18 protein-coding genes and 21 tRNA genes are annotated in these 19,364 nt (G+C 33.8%); 36 read left to right on the top strand and 3 right to left on the bottom strand.

Translation table 11 applies throughout. From position 1 onward, the window contains the following. The first annotated feature begins 13 nt into the window (after nt 1–13). The 23 genes from RZ74_RS04670 (at nt 14) to RZ74_RS04560 (ending at nt 4,758) form a co-directional block, all read left to right on the top strand. Nucleotides 14–86: transfer RNA gene (locus tag RZ74_RS04670), tRNA-Val, on the top strand. A 7-nt stretch (nt 87–93) separates the two neighbouring features. Next, a tRNA-Lys gene (locus tag RZ74_RS04665) sits at nt 94–166 on the top strand. A 16-nt stretch (nt 167–182) separates the two neighbouring features. After that, a tRNA-Thr gene (locus RZ74_RS04660) sits at nt 183–255 on the top strand. A gap of 5 nt (nt 256–260) precedes the next feature. Next, nucleotides 261–332: transfer RNA gene (locus RZ74_RS04655), tRNA-Gly, on the top strand. Nucleotides 333–350: 18 nt separating this feature from the next. Continuing rightward, nucleotides 351–439 (top strand) — tRNA-Leu (locus RZ74_RS04650). A 3-nt stretch (nt 440–442) separates the two neighbouring features. Then, nucleotides 443–516 (top strand) — tRNA-Arg (locus RZ74_RS04645). Between the two features lie 6 nt (nt 517–522). Then, nucleotides 523–596: transfer RNA gene (locus tag RZ74_RS04640), tRNA-Pro, on the top strand. Between the two features lie 31 nt (nt 597–627). Further along, nucleotides 628–701: transfer RNA gene (locus tag RZ74_RS04635), tRNA-Met, on the top strand. Nucleotides 702–710: 9 nt separating this feature from the next. Then, nucleotides 711–784 (top strand) — tRNA-Ile (locus RZ74_RS04630). A gap of 27 nt (nt 785–811) precedes the next feature. Then, nucleotides 812–899, top strand: a tRNA-Ser gene (locus tag RZ74_RS04625). 9 nt (nt 900–908) lie between these two features. Continuing rightward, nucleotides 909–982 (top strand) — tRNA-Met (locus RZ74_RS04620). A gap of 6 nt (nt 983–988) precedes the next feature. Next, a tRNA-Asp gene (locus RZ74_RS04615) sits at nt 989–1,063 on the top strand. A gap of 8 nt (nt 1,064–1,071) precedes the next feature. Further along, nucleotides 1,072–1,144, top strand: a tRNA-Phe gene (locus RZ74_RS04610). 28 nt (nt 1,145–1,172) lie between these two features. Then, nucleotides 1,173–1,243: transfer RNA gene (locus RZ74_RS04605), tRNA-Gly, on the top strand. A gap of 7 nt (nt 1,244–1,250) precedes the next feature. Continuing rightward, nucleotides 1,251–1,325 (top strand) — tRNA-Ile (locus RZ74_RS04600). Between the two features lie 2 nt (nt 1,326–1,327). Next, a tRNA-Ser gene (locus tag RZ74_RS04595) sits at nt 1,328–1,415 on the top strand. A gap of 11 nt (nt 1,416–1,426) precedes the next feature. After that, a tRNA-Glu gene (locus RZ74_RS04590) sits at nt 1,427–1,499 on the top strand. Between the two features lie 24 nt (nt 1,500–1,523). Continuing rightward, a tRNA-Met gene (locus RZ74_RS04585) sits at nt 1,524–1,597 on the top strand. 4 nt (nt 1,598–1,601) lie between these two features. Further along, a tRNA-Asp gene (locus RZ74_RS04580) sits at nt 1,602–1,676 on the top strand. A gap of 59 nt (nt 1,677–1,735) precedes the next feature. Further along, nucleotides 1,736–1,808: transfer RNA gene (locus tag RZ74_RS04575), tRNA-Glu, on the top strand. A gap of 7 nt (nt 1,809–1,815) precedes the next feature. Next, nucleotides 1,816–1,903: transfer RNA gene (locus tag RZ74_RS04570), tRNA-Ser, on the top strand. A gap of 98 nt (nt 1,904–2,001) precedes the next feature. Next, nucleotides 2,002–2,412, top strand: a complete 411-nt coding sequence (locus RZ74_RS04565; RefSeq protein ID WP_237756930.1) for a CopY/TcrY family copper transport repressor — start codon at nt 2,002–2,004, stop codon at nt 2,410–2,412. Between the two features lie 159 nt (nt 2,413–2,571). Beyond that, nucleotides 2,572–4,758 (top strand): heavy metal translocating P-type ATPase, encoded by a 2,187-nt coding sequence (locus RZ74_RS04560; protein WP_378252523.1) that lies wholly within the window; start codon nt 2,572–2,574, stop codon nt 4,756–4,758. Nucleotides 4,759–4,794: 36 nt separating this feature from the next. On the opposite strand, the gene RZ74_RS04555 is transcribed toward RZ74_RS04560, so the two are convergent. Beyond that, complete coding sequence (locus RZ74_RS04555; protein WP_053950270.1) at nt 4,795–5,235, bottom strand: hypothetical protein; 441 nt, start codon at nt 5,233–5,235, stop codon at nt 4,795–4,797. Between the two features lie 88 nt (nt 5,236–5,323). On the opposite strand from RZ74_RS04555, the gene RZ74_RS04550 reads away from it, so the two are divergent. From RZ74_RS04550 to pepF, 4 genes are all read left to right on the top strand, one after another. Then, the gene (locus RZ74_RS04550; RefSeq protein WP_053950269.1) at nt 5,324–6,085 is read left to right on the top strand and encodes an MBL fold metallo-hydrolase; all 762 of its coding nucleotides are present in this window, start codon (nt 5,324–5,326) and stop codon (nt 6,083–6,085) included. Nucleotides 6,086–6,150: 65 nt separating this feature from the next. Next, nucleotides 6,151–7,188: an adaptor protein MecA gene (locus RZ74_RS04545; RefSeq protein ID WP_053950268.1), complete on the top strand. Its 1,038-nt coding sequence runs from the start codon at nt 6,151–6,153 to the stop codon at nt 7,186–7,188. A gap of 58 nt (nt 7,189–7,246) precedes the next feature. Beyond that, nucleotides 7,247–8,338, top strand: coding sequence for a competence protein CoiA (locus RZ74_RS04540; protein WP_187291401.1), 1,092 nt, complete (start codon nt 7,247–7,249; stop codon nt 8,336–8,338). Between the two features lie 23 nt (nt 8,339–8,361). Next, nucleotides 8,362–10,161 (top strand): oligoendopeptidase F, encoded by a 1,800-nt coding sequence (gene pepF / locus RZ74_RS04535; protein ID WP_053950266.1) that lies wholly within the window; start codon nt 8,362–8,364, stop codon nt 10,159–10,161. Nucleotides 10,162–10,197: 36 nt separating this feature from the next. Here the strand turns inward: pepF and RZ74_RS04530 are convergent, their stop codons facing one another. Continuing rightward, nucleotides 10,198–10,839 (bottom strand): DsbA family protein, encoded by a 642-nt coding sequence (locus RZ74_RS04530; protein ID WP_053950265.1) that lies wholly within the window; start codon nt 10,837–10,839, stop codon nt 10,198–10,200. A 180-nt stretch (nt 10,840–11,019) separates the two neighbouring features. Here RZ74_RS04530 and RZ74_RS04525 point away from each other — a divergent pair, with 180 nt between their 5' ends. The 6 genes from RZ74_RS04525 to RZ74_RS04500 all read left to right on the top strand — a co-directional run bounded on the left by RZ74_RS04525 (nt 11,020) and on the right by RZ74_RS04500 (nt 17,156). After that, entirely contained in the window at nt 11,020–11,637 is a 618-nt protein-coding gene (locus RZ74_RS04525; RefSeq protein ID WP_053950264.1) for a GTP diphosphokinase, read from the top strand. Between the two features lie 17 nt (nt 11,638–11,654). Continuing rightward, on the top strand, nt 11,655–12,464 hold the full coding sequence (locus tag RZ74_RS04520; RefSeq protein ID WP_053950263.1) for an NAD kinase: 810 nt from the start codon (nt 11,655–11,657) through the stop codon (nt 12,462–12,464). Then, nucleotides 12,457–13,344, top strand: a complete 888-nt coding sequence (locus tag RZ74_RS04515) for an RluA family pseudouridine synthase (RefSeq protein ID WP_053950262.1) — start codon at nt 12,457–12,459, stop codon at nt 13,342–13,344. The genes RZ74_RS04520 and RZ74_RS04515 overlap by 8 nt, the downstream gene beginning before the upstream one ends. A gap of 92 nt (nt 13,345–13,436) precedes the next feature. After that, entirely contained in the window at nt 13,437–14,288 is an 852-nt protein-coding gene (locus RZ74_RS04510) for a methyltransferase domain-containing protein (protein WP_053950261.1), read from the top strand. 17 nt (nt 14,289–14,305) lie between these two features. Beyond that, a complete protein-coding gene (locus tag RZ74_RS04505) occupies nt 14,306–14,818 on the top strand; it encodes a tRNA (cytidine(34)-2'-O)-methyltransferase (protein WP_053950260.1) in 513 nt (170 codons plus the stop codon). A gap of 19 nt (nt 14,819–14,837) precedes the next feature. Next, nucleotides 14,838–17,156 carry a DNA translocase FtsK gene (locus tag RZ74_RS04500; protein ID WP_053950259.1) on the top strand — a complete coding sequence of 773 codons (2,319 nt, stop codon included), beginning with the start codon at nt 14,838–14,840 and terminating at the stop codon, nt 17,154–17,156. 39 nt (nt 17,157–17,195) lie between these two features. Here RZ74_RS04500 and RZ74_RS06880 read toward each other — a convergent pair whose 3' ends face one another. Beyond that, nucleotides 17,196–17,315: a DUF4044 domain-containing protein gene (locus RZ74_RS06880; protein ID WP_083437168.1), complete on the bottom strand. Its 120-nt coding sequence runs from the start codon at nt 17,313–17,315 to the stop codon at nt 17,196–17,198. Nucleotides 17,316–17,396: 81 nt separating this feature from the next. On the opposite strand from RZ74_RS06880, the gene RZ74_RS07055 reads away from it, so the two are divergent. The 3 genes from RZ74_RS07055 (at nt 17,397) to rsmH (ending at nt 19,347) form a co-directional block, all read left to right on the top strand. Further along, nucleotides 17,397–17,780 carry a DUF3397 family protein gene (locus RZ74_RS07055; protein WP_378252516.1) on the top strand — a complete coding sequence of 128 codons (384 nt, stop codon included), beginning with the start codon at nt 17,397–17,399 and terminating at the stop codon, nt 17,778–17,780. Nucleotides 17,781–17,954: 174 nt separating this feature from the next. Continuing rightward, the gene (gene mraZ / locus RZ74_RS04495) at nt 17,955–18,380 is read left to right on the top strand and encodes a division/cell wall cluster transcriptional repressor MraZ (protein WP_187291399.1); all 426 of its coding nucleotides are present in this window, start codon (nt 17,955–17,957) and stop codon (nt 18,378–18,380) included. Between the two features lie 19 nt (nt 18,381–18,399). Next, the gene (rsmH, locus tag RZ74_RS04490) at nt 18,400–19,347 is read left to right on the top strand and encodes a 16S rRNA (cytosine(1402)-N(4))-methyltransferase RsmH (RefSeq protein WP_053950258.1); all 948 of its coding nucleotides are present in this window, start codon (nt 18,400–18,402) and stop codon (nt 19,345–19,347) included. Nucleotides 19,348–19,364: the final 17 nt, after the last annotated feature.

The raw sequence follows: 19,364 nt of genomic DNA, 5'->3' as shown, positions 1-19,364 counted from the left end.
CGCCGCGCTTATCGGAGGATTAGCTCAGTTGGGAGAGCATCTGCCTTACAAGCAGGAGGTCACAGGTTCGAGCCCTGTATCCTCCATATATCCGAGCCGTTAGCTCAGCCGGTAGAGCATCTGACTTTTAATCAGAGGGTCGGCAGTTCGAACCTGCCACGGCTCATTAATTTAATATTTATGCCGACTTAGCTCAGCTGGCAGAGCACCTGTCTTGTAAACAGGGGGTCGGAGGTTCGAATCCTCTAGTCGGCACTTTTGCGGAAGTAGTTCAGTGGTAGAACATCAGCTTGCCATGCTGGGGGTCGCGGGTTCGAATCCCGTCTTCCGCTTTGCCAATTCATATATATGCCGGGGTGGCGGAATTGGCAGACGCACAGGACTTAAAATCCTGCGGTTAGTGATAACCGTACCGGTTCGATCCCGGTCCTCGGCACCATATGCACCCATAGCGCAACTGGATAGAGTGTCTGACTACGAATCAGAAGGTTGTAGGTTCGACTCCTACTGGGTGCATTTTAACGGGAAGTAGCTCAGCTTGGTAGAGCACCTGGTTTGGGACCAGGGGGTCGCAGGTTCGAATCCTGTCTTCCCGATAGAGTATAATACTCGAAGTAGTCATCGTATCGCGGTGTAGCTCAGCTGGCTAGAGCGTCCGGTTCATACCCGGGAGGTCGGGGGTTCGATCCCCTCTGCCGCGATTTGGTCTTGGACCTTTAGCTCAGTTGGTTAGAGCAGACGGCTCATAACCGTCCGGTCGTAGGTTCGAGTCCTACAAGGTCCATCGTGGACTTTGTTTCACATTCACTATGGAGAATTACCCAAGTGGCTGAAGGGGGCGGTCTTGAAAACCGCTAGGTGGGTCAAACCACGCGAGAGTTCGAATCTCTCATTCTCCTTTTTATTATCGCGGGATAGAGCAGTCTGGTAGCTCGTCGGGCTCATAACCCGGAGGTCGTTGGTTCAAATCCGGCTCCCGCAATTATATGGTTCGTTGGTCTAGTTGGTTTAGGACGCCTGCCTGTCACGCAGGAGGTCACGAGTTCGAGTCTCGTACGAACCGTTTCATATGGCTCGGTAGCTCAGTTGGTAGAGCAACGGATTGAAGCTCCGTGTGTCGGCAGTTCGATTCTGTCCCGCGCCATTTTAATTAAATATTTTCTTTATATTATGCGGGTATAGTTTAGTGGTAAAACCATAGCCTTCCAAGCTATTGTCGCGAGTTCGATTCTCGTTACCCGCTTTTATATGGGCCTATAGCTCAGTTGGTTTAGAGCGCACGCCTGATAAGCGTGAGGTCGGAGGTTCGAGTCCCCCTAGGCCCATTGGAGAAGTACTCAAGTGGCTGAAGAGGCGCCCCTGCTAAGGGTGTAGGTCGGGTTACCGGCGCGAGAGTTCGAATCTCTCCTTCTCCGTTTTTTTGACTGACCCGTTGGTCAAGTGGTTTAAGACACTGCCCTTTCACGGCAGTAACATGGGTTCGAATCCCGTACGGGTCATTTACATTACATTATTATAATTATCGCGGGATAGAGCAGTCTGGTAGCTCGTCGGGCTCATAACCCGGAGGTCGTTGGTTCAAATCCGGCTCCCGCAATCATGGTTCGTTGGTCTAGTCGGTTTAGGACGCCTGCCTGTCACGCAGGAGGTCACGAGTTCGAGTCTCGTACGAACCGTAAAAAAGATCATCCACATTGGATAATCTTTTTTTATTGTCATAATTATTTTAGATTATGACCCGTTGGTCAAGTGGTTTAAGACACTGCCCTTTCACGGCAGTAACATGGGTTCGAATCCCGTACGGGTCATTAATATGGAGAATTACCCAAGTGGCTGAAGGGGGCGGTCTTGAAAACCGCTAGGTGGGTCAAACCACGCGAGAGTTCGAATCTCTCATTCTCCTTATAAAAAAGAACTACATTTGTAGTTCTTTTTATTTGACTTTTTACGTCTACAAATGTAGACTAATAATACTAAATGAGATAAAGGAGTGATAAGTGAGTGGAGAAGACAGAAATTTCTAGTTCAGAATGGGAAGTAATGAGAATTGTTTGGACATTAGGTGAAACTACCAGTAGTCAAATGATTGAAATTTTGTCTAAGAAAAAGGAATGGAGTTCGTCTACAATCAAAACGCTGTTATCTAGATTGACGGATAAAGGATTTTTGAATGTAAGAAAAGATGGAAGAAAAAATATATATGTTTCATCAATTAATGAACAAGATGCATATAGTTATTCCGCTGAAAGGGTATTTAACAATATGTGTTGTATGCATTATGGCAAAACTATTTACAACATTATTAATGATGTTGAGTTAAATAGAAATGATATTGATGCCTTAATCAAATTACTTAATGATAAAAAAGAAAATGCACCTGAAAAGGTTCATTGTCATTGTATTGAAAATTAAAATCACGGAGATGAATTTATAATGTCAGAAAAAAAGGAATGCTGCATGAATCATAATCACGAAGAAGGACATGATTGTGGTATGCACCACGACCATAAAGAAATGAATCATAAAGAATGCTGTCATCATGACCGTGATCAAAAAATGGAACAATGTGACATGCATATGGATGAATCAGCCCATAAACATGATGAAAAAGGTAGCTGTTGTCATCATGATGGAGCAGAAATGCATGGTCATGATTATATGCATCACGACATGAATCACGAACATATGGATCATAGTATGCACATGAATCACGGTGGTATGGATATGGGACACGATATGAGTCACATGAATCATGGCGGTATGGACCACTGTGGTATGGATATGGGTCATGATATGGGGCACATGCATCATATGGGAAATCTAAAACTTAAGTTCTGGATTTCATTAATATTAACAATTCCAATTATCGTAATGTCACCAATGATGGGAATGAAGATGCCATTCCAAGTTACTTTCCCAGGTTCTGATTTCGTAGTATTAATTCTAGGAACTATCCTATTCATTTATGGTGGTTATCCATTCTTTACATCATGCATTGGTGAAATGAACAGTAAAAAACCGGGAATGATGTCACTTATCACAATGGGTATTTCAGTTGCTTATGTATACAGTGTCTACGCTGTAATTGCTAACGATATCCTTAAAGCAACACCAATGGTTAATGACTTCTTCTGGGAATTATCAACTCTTATCGTTATCATGCTTTTAGGACACTGGATTGAAATGAATTCTGTGATGAGTGCGGGTTCTGCCGTTAATAAGTTAGCAGCATTACTACCTGATAACGCTCATTTAGTTTCAGAAGACGGTAACGTTACAGATGTTTCAGTTAATGAATTATCTGAAAACCAAACTATTTTAATTAAGTCAGGTGAAAAGATTCCCGCAGATGGAACTATTATTGATGGAACTACTTCAGTCAACGAATCTTTAATTACTGGTGAATCAAGAGATGTTAACAAACAAGTTGATGATCAAGTTATTGGTGGTTCAATTAATGGTAGCGGAACTATTAAGGTAAAGATTACTGGTACTGGTGAAAGTGGTTACCTTTCAAAAGTAATGAAGATGGTTAGTGATGCTCAAGCATCTAAATCACAAGCTGAAGATTTAGCTAACAAAGTTGCTGGATACTTATTCTATGCAGCACTAATTGTTGCGGTAATTGCATTCGTAGCTTGGAGCATTATTCATAATGTTGCTTACGCAATTCCAATTACAGTTAGTGTGTTAATTATTGCGTGTCCACATGCTTTAGGTTTAGCAATTCCACTAATTATTTCTAGATTAACTGCAATTGCAGCTACACATGGTTTATTAATCAGAAACAAGACATCACTTGAAGGTATTAAGAAAGTTAAATACGCTTTAATGGATAAAACGGGTACTTTAACTCAAGGTGATTTTAAGGTAAATGCTTTTGATTCATTGGACAATGATGTAGAAAAGAATGATGTCTTACAAATTGCTGCTACCTTAGAAGCAAACTCATCACATCCATTAGCTGAAGGAATTATTAAAGCTTTTGATGAATTAAACATGGAAAAGCTATCTGCAGAAAACATCGATGAAATTTCTGGTGCGGGAATTAAGGGTGAAATTAACGGTAATAAATATGCAGTTGTATCAAGTGCATATTTAACTAAAAATAATATCGCTTTTGATACTACTCAAACGGATCAATATTTGACGCAAGGAAATTCATTAAGTTATGTTATTAATAATGATAATGTAATTGGATTTATCGCTGAAGGGGATTCAATCAAGCCAGGTGCTAAAGATATGATTGAATATTTAAACAGTCAAAACATTACACCTGTTATGCTAACTGGGGATAATCAAAAAGCGGCTGAAAAGGTAGCTAGTTTATTAGGTATTACTGAAGTAAATGCTGAATTAGTTCCCGAAGATAAACAAGCACTGGTTTCAAAATACCAAGAAACTGGTAGTGTAATGTTCATCGGGGATGGTGTGAATGATGCACCAAGTTTAACTAAAGCAGATTTAGGAATAGCAATTGGTTCAGGTACTGATGTTGCTATTGATTCAGCAGATGTTGTTCTAGTTAACAGTAACCCTGCTGATGTGATCGATTTAATTAAATTAGCTAAGCAAGCAAGAACTAAGATGATTCAAAACCTATGGTGGGGAGCAGGATATAATATCATTGCACTTCCATTAGCTGCTGGTTTATTATCATCAATTGGAATTATTATTGGTCCTATGTTAGGTGCAGTAATTATGTCACTAAGTACTGTTATTGTTGCTATTAACGCAATGACATTGAGAATTAAATAATCAAAATAAAAAGCGATGCATCTATGCATCGCTTTTTTATGCTTTTTTATAGTTTAATGATAATTCCGCTAAATTTAATAATTGATTATCTTTTTGCCAGCTCTTAAAATCGAAATAATTTTTCCAACTTGATGCTAACACAAAACGTTTTTTATCTCTGGTTTCTTTTAAAAGAAGAAAATGAATTGAAGCATCGTTTTTAATTTTTTCGATGATGGCGTCAAACACTTTTTTGTCATCATCGGAAAGGTTAAAGTAAGAATAATTTACAAAATTTATATTTGAGAAAAAATCATGATTAAAGATAACGTCGAAAATGATATTATTTTTGAAAATATCGTGGTTACCTTGAAAATCAATAATTTGATATTGACCATCACCGCTATTGAATAAAGAGAGGTCTAACTCTGGGTTAGCCTTCTTTAATTTATCGACAATAAATTTGTTACCAAAAGTCATACTGATTTGATTATTCATAAAGACACCCTCCGAGTAAAAAGCATTTACAAATTACAACTATATATTTACACTAAAGTTAATTAAAAACAAGTAAAAGAGGTTTAATATGAAAATAACAGTTTTAGGTTACTATGGTGGATATCCTGCAAATGGAATAGGTACTAGTGGTTATTTGATTCAAAATGATGATTTTAATTTACTACTTGATTGTGGAAGTGGTGTTTTATTAGAACTAGAAAAATATATTAATCCTTATGACATAGATGCAGTCTTACTTACACACTATCATAGTGATCACATCGCCGATGTTGGTGTTCTTCAACATTACTGGCAATTAGCTCCTAATAAGCCAGATGAAAGAGTGTTACCAATTTATGGACACCAAGAAGATATGGATAACTATAATAAATTGTCTTGGTTTGATGTTACTGTGGGAAAACCATATGATGAAAATCAAGTGTTATCAATGGGCGGATTAGAAATAAGTTTCAAAAAAACACAACACCCTGTTGTAACCTATGCTGTAAAGATCAAGGATGTTAAAAGTAATGAAACAATCGTATATACAGGTGACACAAAGTATTTTGGTGAATTATCAGAGTTTTGTGCAGGTGCAGATTTGCTAATTACAGATACTAATTTTTATGCCGATAAAGAAGGAACTAAATGGCATATGACTTCTAAAGAAACCGGAGAATTAGCAAATAATGCAAATGTGAAATCAGTTTTAATCAGTCATTTACCACAATATGGTAATTTAAATGATTTGTTAGAAGAGACTCAAAAAGAGTGTGGTAACAATATTAATGTGAAATTACCTTCAGTAGGATTAGTAATTGATTTAAAAGACGTTAAATCATTGAATTGATTAGTCTTTTTGGGTTAAAATATGGGTATTATAAAATCAGTTGATTACGAGAAGAGGTGTCTTTAATGAGAATGGAAAAAATTAATTCTGGAACCATCAAGGTTACAATTACTAATCAAGAATTAGATGAAAGAGGAATTGATTTATTATCACTATTAGGTGATGAAGATGGAATCGAATCTTTCTTATACTCAATTCTAGATGAAATTGATGTTGATGATGAATTTAAGAGCACGGGTGCTGTTTCATTCCAAGTCGTTCCTAATAAGTCCGGGTTAGATATGTTTATTAAGAATAAGAATGTTTTTGAAAATCATATTCAACCAATGGATGAAAGTGATCAAGATGAAGAAGATGTTGATGATAATGAAAATACAAATCAACAAGATCCGTTTAACATATTTGAAGGACCACAAAATCGAAGTGATGATGATAAAGCAGATTTACCAGAAATGGACGAATTTAAAAAGTTTGCTGACACCAATACTTTATTTGCTTTGATTGAAGCAAAGAATATGTACGGTCGTCTGATTGATTTTGAGGATGATGAAGAACGTGAACTAGATGATACTACTCAAGAATTATTAGACTATTTAAAAGATACATTGGGGAGTTTAATCGATACTGTGGAATTAAGCGATAAATTTCCGCGTTACAAATTAGAAATGATTGCTGCAATTAATGAAGCAAGAAGTAAGAGGGAAGAATTAGATTCAACAGGACATTTGAAATCAGATAATCCATTCCTTGATAACGAAAAAGATAGTCAAATTGATAACATTGGAAGTTTCAATCCTAAGCTTAACAAATGGGAAATGTTATTAAAGATAAGTGACTTTGAAAATGTAATTAGATTATCAGATGAATTAACACAATATGATGATGTTGATACAACATTATATAAGTGTGATGACGATTACGTAGTTAGATTTACTACTACTAGAAATGAAAATGATATTGAATTTAAAAACTTCACTAATATGGCTAGTGCTTCTATGGAATATGGTTCCAAACTTCATTGGAGACAATTCGATAAAATTGCCAGAAAGAAAGTAATTATTCCGCATTTAGCATTGTTGGAAATTAAAAAGCATTTCAAATAAAAAAGACTGAATTTATTCAGTCTTTTTTTCGTATATATGCATGGTGATAATCATGATAATGGCATATTTTAAAGATAAGTTAATAAATGCAAACAATGCGAAAAAATCAGATAATTTTAGTTGTCCTGTATGTAAGGAAAAAGTAGTTTTAAAAAAAGGGACAATTATGAGTCCACACTTTTCTCATCAAAAAAATTCTAATTGCATAACGCTGATTGAAGAAGGGGAGACTGAAGAACACCTATTAGGGAAACAACAATTATATTTTTTTACTAGAAGCAACAAGACTTTAGTCGAAAATTATTTACCAGAAATTAAGCAAAGACCGGATTTATTATATAAAAACTTAGCAATCGAATTTCAATGTAGTCCAATAAATATTAATAAATTAGAGCATCGAATTCATGGATATGAAAAGCAACAAATTAAGTCATTATGGATATTAGGTTCAAGATATAAAAAACGCTTCGGACAACCTAGTACAAATAAGTTTTATTATTATTTTAAAAAATTAGGTTTTACAATGTTTTTTTGGTTAACTAGTAAAAATAAACTAGAAATAAGATATAACTGTAGATATGTATATGGAAAAATTAAATATCAAAAGATTGAAGTTAGTAGTTTACATGAATTAATTCAATTTTTAAATAATCCAGGGATGATTTCACATGATCCAATTAATATTCATTCTTTACTTGAGGAAATGCGCAAATTACAAAATCAATTATTTTATCAAAATAAGAAGGCACTTGAGTTGCAAAATAATTGCTATTTACATGGACACAACATAAATGGAGCTCCTGTGGAGTGCCATTACAGTCACACTAGTAATCCAGTGTTAGGAAAAGAATATCTAGTTTGGAAAATAATTTTGTTAAATGAATTAGTAGATGGTATTAATTACAAAGAATTACTAGATAGGACGAATGATATTTGTAAGTTAAAAGTACATTATCCATTAATAAATAACCCGCAAAAATTTATTTTAAAAGAATATGCCAATTTATTATCAATTTTAAGTAAAAAAGGGTATATTAGGATTATTGGGGATCGAATCCAGATAATAAAATCATTAAATTGGTTCGATGATTACTATCAAAAAATTCAAAAGATTAGCCAATGCGAGGGCGCTTTTGTAGATAGAATTTAGATATTTATTAGGATGGTGTTCTTATGACAGAAGTACAACAACTACCAGCAAGAAAAGATGTTCCGGAAGAATTAACATGGGATTTAACTACCATTTTCCCAAATGATGAAGCTTTCGAAAAAGCTTTTAAAGATTGCATAGCTGAAATTGAAGAAGTTAAAAAACTACGTTCAGAATCTTTTAGTGCTGCTTCTTTATTAAGTGATTTAAAGGCGATGGAAAAATTAGACCGTCATGTTGAAACACTTTATGTATATTCATCATTAAAGAGTGATGCTGATACATCTGATAACAAGTATCAAAGCATGAATTCAAGATGTAGCGATTTAGCTTCAAAGGCTGAACAAGCTGTATCTTGGTTCGAACCAGCTATTTTAAAATTAGACCAATCAGAAGTAGCTAACATGGTTAATTCAAATGATGAATTAAAGCAATTGGAACATTTCTTTGACGAATTATTCAGTCAAAAAGATCATATCTTAGATGAAGAACATGAAAAGATTTTATCTAGTCTAAGTAATATTTTCCAAGTTCCATCAAACGTTTATGGAATTATCACTAACTCAGATATGAAGTTTCCAATTGTTAAGGACCCAGATGGCAATTCAGTAGAATTGTCAAATGGTGTTTATAGCAAACTTTTAGAATCTACTGACAGAAGTGTTAGAAAAGAAGCATTCCAAAAACTATATTCTATTTATGATCAATTTAAAAACACATTAGCATCAACTCTTTCTGGTGAAGTTAAGGTACATAACTTTAGTGCTGAAATGAGAAAATATGATTCTGCAAAACAAGCAGCGTTAAGCCGTAATCATATTGATCAAAATGTATACCAAAACTTAATTGATTCAGTAAACAAACATTTACCTTTATTACATCGTTACGTTAAGTTAAGAAAGAAATTACTTGGCTTAGATGAAATGCATATGTATGATTTATACACTCCACTATTTGGTAAATCACCAATTTCATACAACTATGAAGAAGCGCAAGCCGAATCATTAAAGGCATTAAACGTTTTGGGACCAGATTACATCTCACATATTAAAGATGAATTCAGCCAACGTTGGATTGATGTTGTTGAAAATAAAGGTAAAAGAAGTGGGGCGTATTCTTCAGGTGTCTATGATACCAACCCATTTATTTTATTAAATTGGCAAGACAATTTAGATAATTTATTTACCTTGGTTCACGAATCAGGTCATAGTATGCATAGTTATTACACTACGCATAATCAACCATTCCAATACGGTGGATATTCAATTTTCTTAGCCGAAATCGCATCTACAACTAATGAAAATATTTTAACTGACTACTTGTTAAAACATACTGATGATGTTGAAGTTAAGAAATATGTATTAAACCATTTCTTGGATGGCTTCAAGGGAACCATTTTCCGTCAAACTCAATTTGCTGAGTTTGAAGATTTTGCTCACCAACAAGAACAACAAGGAAATCCATTAAATGCTGAAATGCTAAGTGATTTCTATCTTGAATTAAATAAGCGATACTATGGTGATGGGGTTGTATCTGATCCAGAAATTGCTTATGAATGGTCAAGAATTCCTCATTTCTACATGAATTACTATGTTTACCAATATGCAACAGGATTCGCTGCTGCTATTGATTTATCTGATGGTATTTGTGCTAATGATCAAGATAAGATTGATAAGTACTTAAACTACTTGAAAGCGGGTAGTTCAGAATATCCATTAGATGTTATGAAGAAAGCTGGCGTTGATATGACCAGCACCGATTACTTAGATAATGCATTTAAGGTGTTTGAAGAAAGATTAAATGAATTAGAAAAATTAGTTTAAAACAAAAAAGATACTAGCTTCTGCTAGTATCTTTTTTTATTTAATAATTCTGAAATGCTTCATTTTAGTTTCGTTTAAGTTGTCTTCGCTAAGAGCATCTTGTAAATATTCAGTTGTTAAGTTCTTATCACAACAAGCGTTAAACAATGTTGAATATTCAATGTTATCTGTTAGAATACCATCTTTACTGTTTTCGCAATTGAAAATAACTGCAGAAGCAGGTTTTTCAATTTTCATGTTTTGCACTAATTCTTGATCTTTTTTAATGGCGTTTTTTGCTAAATTAGAACGTCTATCCTCAATGAACATATCCACATCTAGTCCGCAATCTTCAGCAATGGATATTGCCATCTCATCACTGTATGATAATGCGTCTGTAAGTAGGCAATCTTGCATTTCAGTAAGAAACTTCCGTCCTTTTTTCATACCTTGGAATAAAGCAGCTTTATAATCCAAGACCACATTTTTATATAAGTCAGCCAGTTGTTCAGAAGATAACCTTTTCTTCAATTGATTATTTGAATTACAGTAGTCGGTCTGAACGACTTTTAAGTTATATATTGGAATAAACTGCAATTTAAACTTTGAATCAACGTCTTCAGAAATTTTTAAAACAGTATTTTCTGAGTTCCTGCAAGCCTTACACAACGGATCTATGAACAGAAATAACTCGAACAATTTTACCCCTCCATTAAGATTTTTGTATCGTACTATTAATTCCAATAATTAGAATACCAAATTAGGCGGTAAATACAAGCTTTTCGCTCACAATTAGTAAAAAAAGGAAAGCTTTTTATTGAAATGATAAATTGTGGTAAAATAGTCAAGTAAATTAGGTTTAACAAGGAGGTTGGCCTAGTGATAAAAAATTGGAGTGACTTTTTATTCCCATATGAACAAGCTGTTGCGGAATTAAAAGTTAAATTAAGAGGAATTCGTAAGGAATTCATTCAATTCGACAAAAGAAGTCCAATTGAATTTGTAACTGGTCGAGTTAAACCAGTTGAAAGTATCAAAGAAAAAATGAATCGTCGATTAGTATCTGAAGATCGATTATCCCAAGATATGGAAGATATTGCGGGACTTAGAATTATGTGTCCATTTGTTGATGACATTTATGAGGTCGTTGATATTTTAAGAAAAAGAAGTGACCTTAATATCCTTGAAGAACGCGATTACGTTAATCGTGAAAAGGCTAGTGGATATCGCTCATATCATATTGTTTTTGAATATCCAATTGAAATGGTTGATGGTGAGAAAAAAATCTTAGCTGAAATTCAAGTTAGAACATTAGCAATGAACTTTTGGGCAACTGTTGAACATTCACTTAATTATAAATATGATGGTGAATTCCCAGAAGATTTAAAACGCAGATTACAGCAAGCAGCTGAAACTGCATTTAAATTAGATGAAGGAATGTCTGAAATTCGCAAAGAATTAATTGAAACACAGGAAAAGAATGATAAAAACCAATGAAATAGGGATGATTAGGTATGAAAGTTGCAATCTACAGTAATGATGGTTCTACTTCTAACAAAGTAGCATCACAATTAAAAGCAAAAATTGAAGCTTCTGATAAATTAGAATATGATGGATTAAATCCCCAAATCGTTATTTCAGTTGGTGGAGATGGAACGTTACTTTCAGCTTTTCATCACTATAATGATGCAGTAAGTAAGATTAGATTTGTCGGGATTCATACAGGTCATCTAGGTTTTTATACTGATTGGCGTGATTATGAAGTTAACGATTTAGTTGAAAGTCTGGAAAATGATAACGGCCAAAGCGTTAGCTACCCATTGCTTTACATTAAAGTTAAATATAGTGATGGCGGTCCAGATGATAGTTTCGTTGCTTTAAACGAATCTACTTTAAAAAGAATTAATGGCACTATGGTGACTGATATATATATCAAAGGTGAATTCTTTGAAAAATTCCGTGGAGATGGACTTTGTGTCTCAACACCAACAGGATCAACTGCTTATAATAAGTCGGTTGGAGGCGCAATTATTAATCCGCAATTAAATGCGCTTCAAGTTTCTGAAATGGCCTCAATTAATAATCGAGTTTTTAGAACTTTAGGTTCACCCATTATTATTCCGCCTGATGAAATAATTACAATTGTTCCTGATAACCAGGATCATAATATTTTAACTTGTGATCAATTATTAATCGCAGATAGACCAATTGAATCTATCTCATATTCAATATGTAATGATAGAATCTATTTCGCCCAATACAGACATACCCACTTTTGGAAGCGAGTAAGTAATTCATTCATCGGAGTTCATGAAGATGACTAGTTTTTCCTGGGTTAATAATCAAGAAAGCCCAATAAGATTGAGAAATTTTTTGAGACAGCATGGCATATCTAGAACGCTATTAAAACAAATTAAGTTTGAAGGCGGAAAGATTGTTGTTAATGATGAAATACAGAAAGTTAATTACATGTTGTCTGATAAAGATGTCGTTAAAATTACCTTACCACCTGAACCAGCTAATGATGTAATTCAGGTTTCTGATAAGGAAATTACAATTGTTTATGAGGATGAACATTTTCTTGTGATTGATAAGCCACCACATGTAGCATGTTTGCCATCACATTTGTATAAAAATGATACGATTGCTAACCGTGTTAAAGGATATTTCATTCGACAGGGTTACAGTAACCAAAAAATTCATATAGTTAATAGATTAGATATGGATACGAGTGGCATTGTCATTTTTGCCAAGCATCATTTTGCACACTCGTTGTTGGATATGCAGATGCAACATCATGAAATTAGTAAAAAATATATTGCGATTGTTGAAGGTAAAATCAATCATAAGCATGTTGACATTTGTTTGCCTATTGGTAGAAAAGAAGGTTCATTTATTGAACGCTCCGTTGTAAATGGAGGTAAGCCTTCGTGGACAGAATTTTGGGTTGATAAAAGTAGTGAAGATCTAACCTTATTAAAAATAAAATTACATTCAGGTAGAACTCATCAAATCAGAGTTCACTTTAAAGAAATTAATCATCCGTTAATCGGGGATTGGCTATACAACCCTGATAATAAGTTGATGGATAGACAGGCATTACATTGTTACGAAATGAAATTCTATAATCCATTTTCGCAAGAAGAAGTCCTATGTCAGTCTCAGATTCCACAAGATATGCAACAAATAATAAAAAGGTTCTAATAAGCTAGTGTTAGAACCTTTTTTAGTTTCAAAATAGATATGTATTAGTATGATATACTTATATACTGAATGGTATGAAATGGTGGTAACAAATGAAAAAAATCGATATAGCAAAATCTTTTCTACAACAGAATATTAATTTATTTAAATGTCCGGTTTGTGATAATTCTTTTATTGAACAAACTAATAATTCGATTGTATGTCCCAATAATCATTCTCTTGATATATCAAAGAAGGGAACGATTCAATTTATTAACCACAAAGTTAGTACGGAATACGATGGTTTAATGTTAGAATCCAGACGAAGAATTATTCAAGCTGGTTTTTTTGACGGGATATTACATAAAGTTGCCGAACTAATGGATGCTAATCCGCAAAACATTATTGATGTTGGTAGTGGTGAAGGCATGCCATTAAAAAAGTTAATGGAATTTAGAAAGAACATTGATAGTGCGATTGGATTTGATATTTCAAAGCCAGGGGTAAACTTATCAACCAGTGAATTAACAGAAAACAGATTTTTTTGTATTGCTGATTTAGCGAATTTACCATTTAATGATCAAAGTATCGATGTAATCTTAGATTTATTTTCACCATCAGCTTATAATGAATTTAATCGAATTGCTTCTAACGGGGGGCATTTGATTAAGATTGTTCCTAATTCACATTACTTATTTGAATTAAGAAAGTTACTGTATGGAAATGATAATCCTAACAGTAATTATGATAATAAAAATGTTGTTGAACTATTTATGAAACATTATCCCAACGCTAAATCATATCCTGTCAGCTATAAATTTGAGCTACCATCTGAATTGAGAAATGATTTAATGATAATGACACCATTGCATTGGGGACATAATGCAAAGCAATTGTCAGAAACAGAAATTCAAACGTTAACAGAGATTACTGTTGATGTAACAATTCTAGATAATAGATTTTAAAAAGTGAGGAAATTAAAATGACAAACCATATTGTTTTATTCGAACCATTGATGCCAGCGAACACTGGTAACATTGCTAGAACATGTGCAGGTACTGATACAGTACTTGATTTAATTAAGCCATTGGGATTCTCAGTGGATGATAAACATTTAAAAAGAGCCGGTTTAGATTACTGGGATAAAGTAGATATTAATTATCATGAAAGTTTACCAGACTTTATGAATACCTTAACTGATAAAGATAAACTATTTTTAGTATCTAAGTTTGCCAACCATGATTACACAGATCGTGATTATACAGATGATAATTACAACTACTTCTTTATGTTTGGAAAAGAAACTACTGGTTTACCAGAAATGTTTATGAGAGATAATGAAGAAAAAGCAATTAGAATTCCGCAAGATGATACACATATTAGAGCGTTGAACCTTTCTAATACTTGTGCAATTGTTATCTATGAAGCGTTAAGACAACAATCATTTCCTAATCTTGAAAGAACACATAAATACGAATACGATAAATTAAAATAATAATTGAGGGGGGAGTAATTTGGCCAAGAAAAAAAACACTAGTCGCAAAAAGAAAAAAACAACAACTCAAACAACTAGTTTATTTGACATTGATAGCAAATATCATAATTATATAACTGGTTTTTTGATAGTTTTAGCTAGTATTTTTAGTTTTTTCCAACTAGGATTTCTAGGCGTTACTTTGAACAATATTGTTAGATTTTTTATTGGTGATAGTAGTCCTTTAGGATTGATAGTTGCGATAGTTGTAGGGGCCATATTAATTGTTAAAGGACCTGAAATGAAGTATAACAAACGCTGGATTACCGGTGGAACTATCTTTTATTTGGGTTTATGTTTGTTTTTATCTGCAATACTGTTTAGTCAATCCAATACGCATTCATACATTAGTCAAACCCTTATTTTGATGAGCCATGACTTTATCGGTTTATCTTCTAATTCTGCCGTTGGTGGAGGGATGATTGGTGCAATTTTATTAGTAGTGTTTAACTTTTTAGTATCAATTATTGGATCTGAAATTTTATCAGTTTTGCTAATGGTGATTGGATTAATTATATTGTTCAACCTACCAATTAATAAAATCATGGATGAAGCTAGAATCAAAATTGAACAACAATTAAAGCAGATAAAAGAAAACCGTGATAAAAGAAAACAAGAAGATCACGATGATATAGATGTTGTTGAAAAGAGCGATTTAAATCCTGTTTCTGAGGATAAGCCAGAAACAAAAATTAATTTATCTGGTTGGATGGATAAACATCCTGACGATGAACCAGCTATTTATAATGATAGTAATAAAGATTATAAGACAGCTGCTGAATATAACGATGAAACACGTGATAAGGCCAAGTTATCTGAAGTAATCCAAAGCCATATTGATAGTGATAAAGATGGAATTGAAATTAAAGATATTGATGATTCCAATTATCAATTACCACCACTTGGACTTTTAACTAGTGTTGATGTTAACGATCAAAGTGATGAATACAAGAATATCGAACGTAATACTAAGGTACTAAAAGAAACACTAAATAGTTTCGGTGTTGATGCTGAAATTAAAAATGTTAATTTAGGACCATCAGTTACAGAATATGAATTACATCCTGCTGTTGGTGTTAAAGTAAGTAAAATTGTTAATTTAGCAGATGATTTAGCATTGGCTTTAGCTGCTAAGGATATTCGAATTGAAGCACCAATCCCTGGGAAATCATTGATTGGAATTGAAGTTCCTAATAAAAAAGTTGCGATGGTTTCATTCAAAGACGTTGTGAAATCACAATCTAATAAACATGGATTACTTACTGTTCCACTTGGTAGAAATGTTAGTGGTGATGTGATTTCTACAGACTTGACTAAATTACCGCATTTACTAATTGCTGGTTCAACAGGTAGTGGTAAATCCGTTGCAATCAATGGGATTATTACGAGCATTTTAATGAACGCTAAGCCTAGTGAAGTTAAGATGATGTTGATTGACCCTAAAAAGGTTGAATTAGGTGTGTACAATGGCATTCCTCATTTGTTATCACCAGTAGTTTCAGAACCTAAAAAGGCAGCTAGAGCTTTGAACAAAGTTGTTGCTGAAATGGAACATCGCTATGATTTATTTGCCAAGCATAATCAAAGAAAGATTAGTACTTTTAATGAATATGTAAATGGATTGAGCGAAGAAGAACGTGGGGATTTAAAACCACTTCCATACATTGTCGTTGTTGTTGATGAATTAGCAGATTTAATGATGACAGTTTCAAATGATGTTGAAAGTGCAATTATTCGATTAGCTCAAATGGGAAGAGCTTCTGGAATTCATATGATTCTAGCCACCCAACGTCCATCGGTTGATGTTATCACAGGTTTAATTAAGTCAAACGTGCCATCAAGAATCGCTTTTGCTGTTTCAAGTGGAATTGATTCTAGAACCATCTTAGATTCCAACGGTGCTGAAAAACTGTTGGGACGAGGAGATATGTTATATCTACCAATTGATAAGAATAAGCCAACTAGACTACAAGGTGCTTTTATATCGGATCAAGATGTTGAAAATGTGGTGGACTACATCAAAGAACAGAAACCGGCTGATTATGATGACAGTATGATTGTCACTGATGAAGAAATTCAAGTTGAAGAAGACAATGAAGAACAAGATGAATTGTTCAATGATGCATTAAATTTTGTAGTAAGTGAACAAAAGGCAAGTACTTCATTGTTACAACGTAATTTTAGAATTGGCTACAATAGGGCTGCTCGAATTATTGATGACTTATATCAAAGAGGTTACATTGGACCACAAGTTGGTAGCAAACCAAGAGAAGTATATAAGCAACCAGAGGATGAGTAATAAAAAAGGAACCCATCTTTAAGATAGGTTCCTTTTTTATTAATTAGCTAGTAATTGGTATGTTGCACCAAGAATCAAGCCACCAACGGTTGAAATAATCATTATCCAAACGAAAATCATAGTAATGATTTGAAATCTAGATTTCTTCTTCTTAGCCATGTAAACACCACTTTCTGTAATGGATATTATAGTTAGAGTTTACAGTTCATTGAGAAATAATGCAAACTAATTAATATTGAGGTGATTACCATTTCCGCATTTGGTTTTCTTACATCGGTGCTATTTGAAATAGTCACAGTGTTCTTATTTTCGCTATCTTTCAACGTTGTAAAAGGATCGATAAGAAAATTAGTTACAATACCGATTAGATCTAGTGATTTTTATCCGATTATTTTAAGTATCTATATTTATGAATTATCAGTTAATAAACATGGAATATCTTTTTTGCCATATATACTGTTAGTTCTATTTATAATTTTGTTAGTATATGGAGTTTATTACGTCTTTAATCGTGATAACGCCAAAGTGGGGATTTTTTACAAAATCTCCTGGAGATTCTCTGTAATTTTCATTTTTGTGGGATGGGCCTCCACAATTATAGTTTGTGCGGCCAAAACCCTTTAATATCAAGAGTTATTGCTATTGCAATGACTCTTTTTTTATTGTCATTTTTGCCATGATTATCAACTAAAGTGGTATAAAATGGCATTTTTTTAAATAAATTTGATAATAATGTGGTACATAGTGGTGGATAGTGGTAAAATCAAGATAATATAAATTGGAAGGAGTGAAGTGAGCGTGTTAATGGGTGAATATGAACATTCAATTGATTCAAAGGGACGCTTGATCATTCCTTCCAAAATTAGATCAGAAATTGGTACAACTTTCATTATTACTAGGGGACTAGATGGTTGTTTGTTTGGTTACCCAATGAATGAGTGGAGAAAAGTGGAAGAAAAAATAAACCAACTTCCAGTAAGCAAGAAGTCGGCTAGATCTTTCTCACGTTTTCTATTTTCAGCTGCTGATGAAAGCAAGATTGATAGCCAAGGGAGAGTTAACATTCCCGATACACTATTAAACTATGCTGAAATTGATAAAAAGTGTGTGATTGTGGGAGTATCTACTCGTATTGAAATTTGGAGCAAGGATAAGTGGGATGAATTCTCTAAGACTGCTGGAGAAGAATTCGATGACATTGCTGAAGACTTAATTGATTTTTAAAAGGAGAGGGGGAGTAATTATGACAGAATTTAAACACGAAACAGTACTACTTAAAGAAGCTGTTGATGGATTAAATATTAATCCTGAAGGTGTATATATTGACTGTACCCTCGGTGGGGGAGGACATAGTGCTAGAATCCTCTCACAATTAACCACCGGACATCTTTATTCCTTTGATCAAGATCAAGTAGCAATTGACTACAATCAAGACAATTTGAAGCAATACATAGACGAAGGAAAAGTTTCATTCATCAGAAACAACTTTCGTAATATTAAAGAAGAAATGGCCAACATTGGCATTGATGAAGTTGATGGAATTTTATATGACCTAGGAGTTTCTTCTCCACAATTCGATGATGCTAGTAGAGGATTTAGTTATCAACATGATGCTAGATTGGATATGAGAATGGATCAAAGAAATCCATTAGATGCTTGGCAAATCGTTAATGAATGGCCATATGAAAAGTTAGTAAAAATCTTTTTCAGATATGGTGAAGAAAAGTTTTCTAAACAAGTTGCAAGAGCTATTGAAAGAAACCGAGAATCTCATTCAATAGATACCACAGAAGAACTTGTTGATGTAATTAAAGAGGGAATACCTGCTGCTGCAAGAAGACATGGAGGTCATCCTGCAAAGAAAGTATTCCAAGCATTGAGAATTGCGGTTAATGATGAATTGGGTGCTTTGGAAGAATCGTTAGAAAAAGCAATTGATTTAATTGGCGTTAATGGGAGAGTTAGCGTGATTACATTCCAATCATTGGAAGATCGATTAGTTAAAACAATGTTTAAAGAAAAAACAACGATTGGTGATTTACCAAGTGGATTGCCGATTATTCCGGATGATATGAAACCGGATTATAAATTGGTTAATAAAAAACCAATTCTACCTAGTGATGATGAACTGAGAGAAAATCATCGTTCACATAGTGCAAAATTGAGAGTTATCGAGAGAATTAATAAATAAGAGAGAAGAGTAAGCTG

It is taken from the genome of Apilactobacillus apinorum (genome assembly GCF_001281175.1).
Classification (GTDB): Bacteria; Bacillota; Bacilli; order Lactobacillales; family Lactobacillaceae; genus Apilactobacillus; species Apilactobacillus apinorum.
Note: the sequence above shows the minus strand (reverse complement) of the source record. Positions and strands in the feature narration are given on the sequence as shown.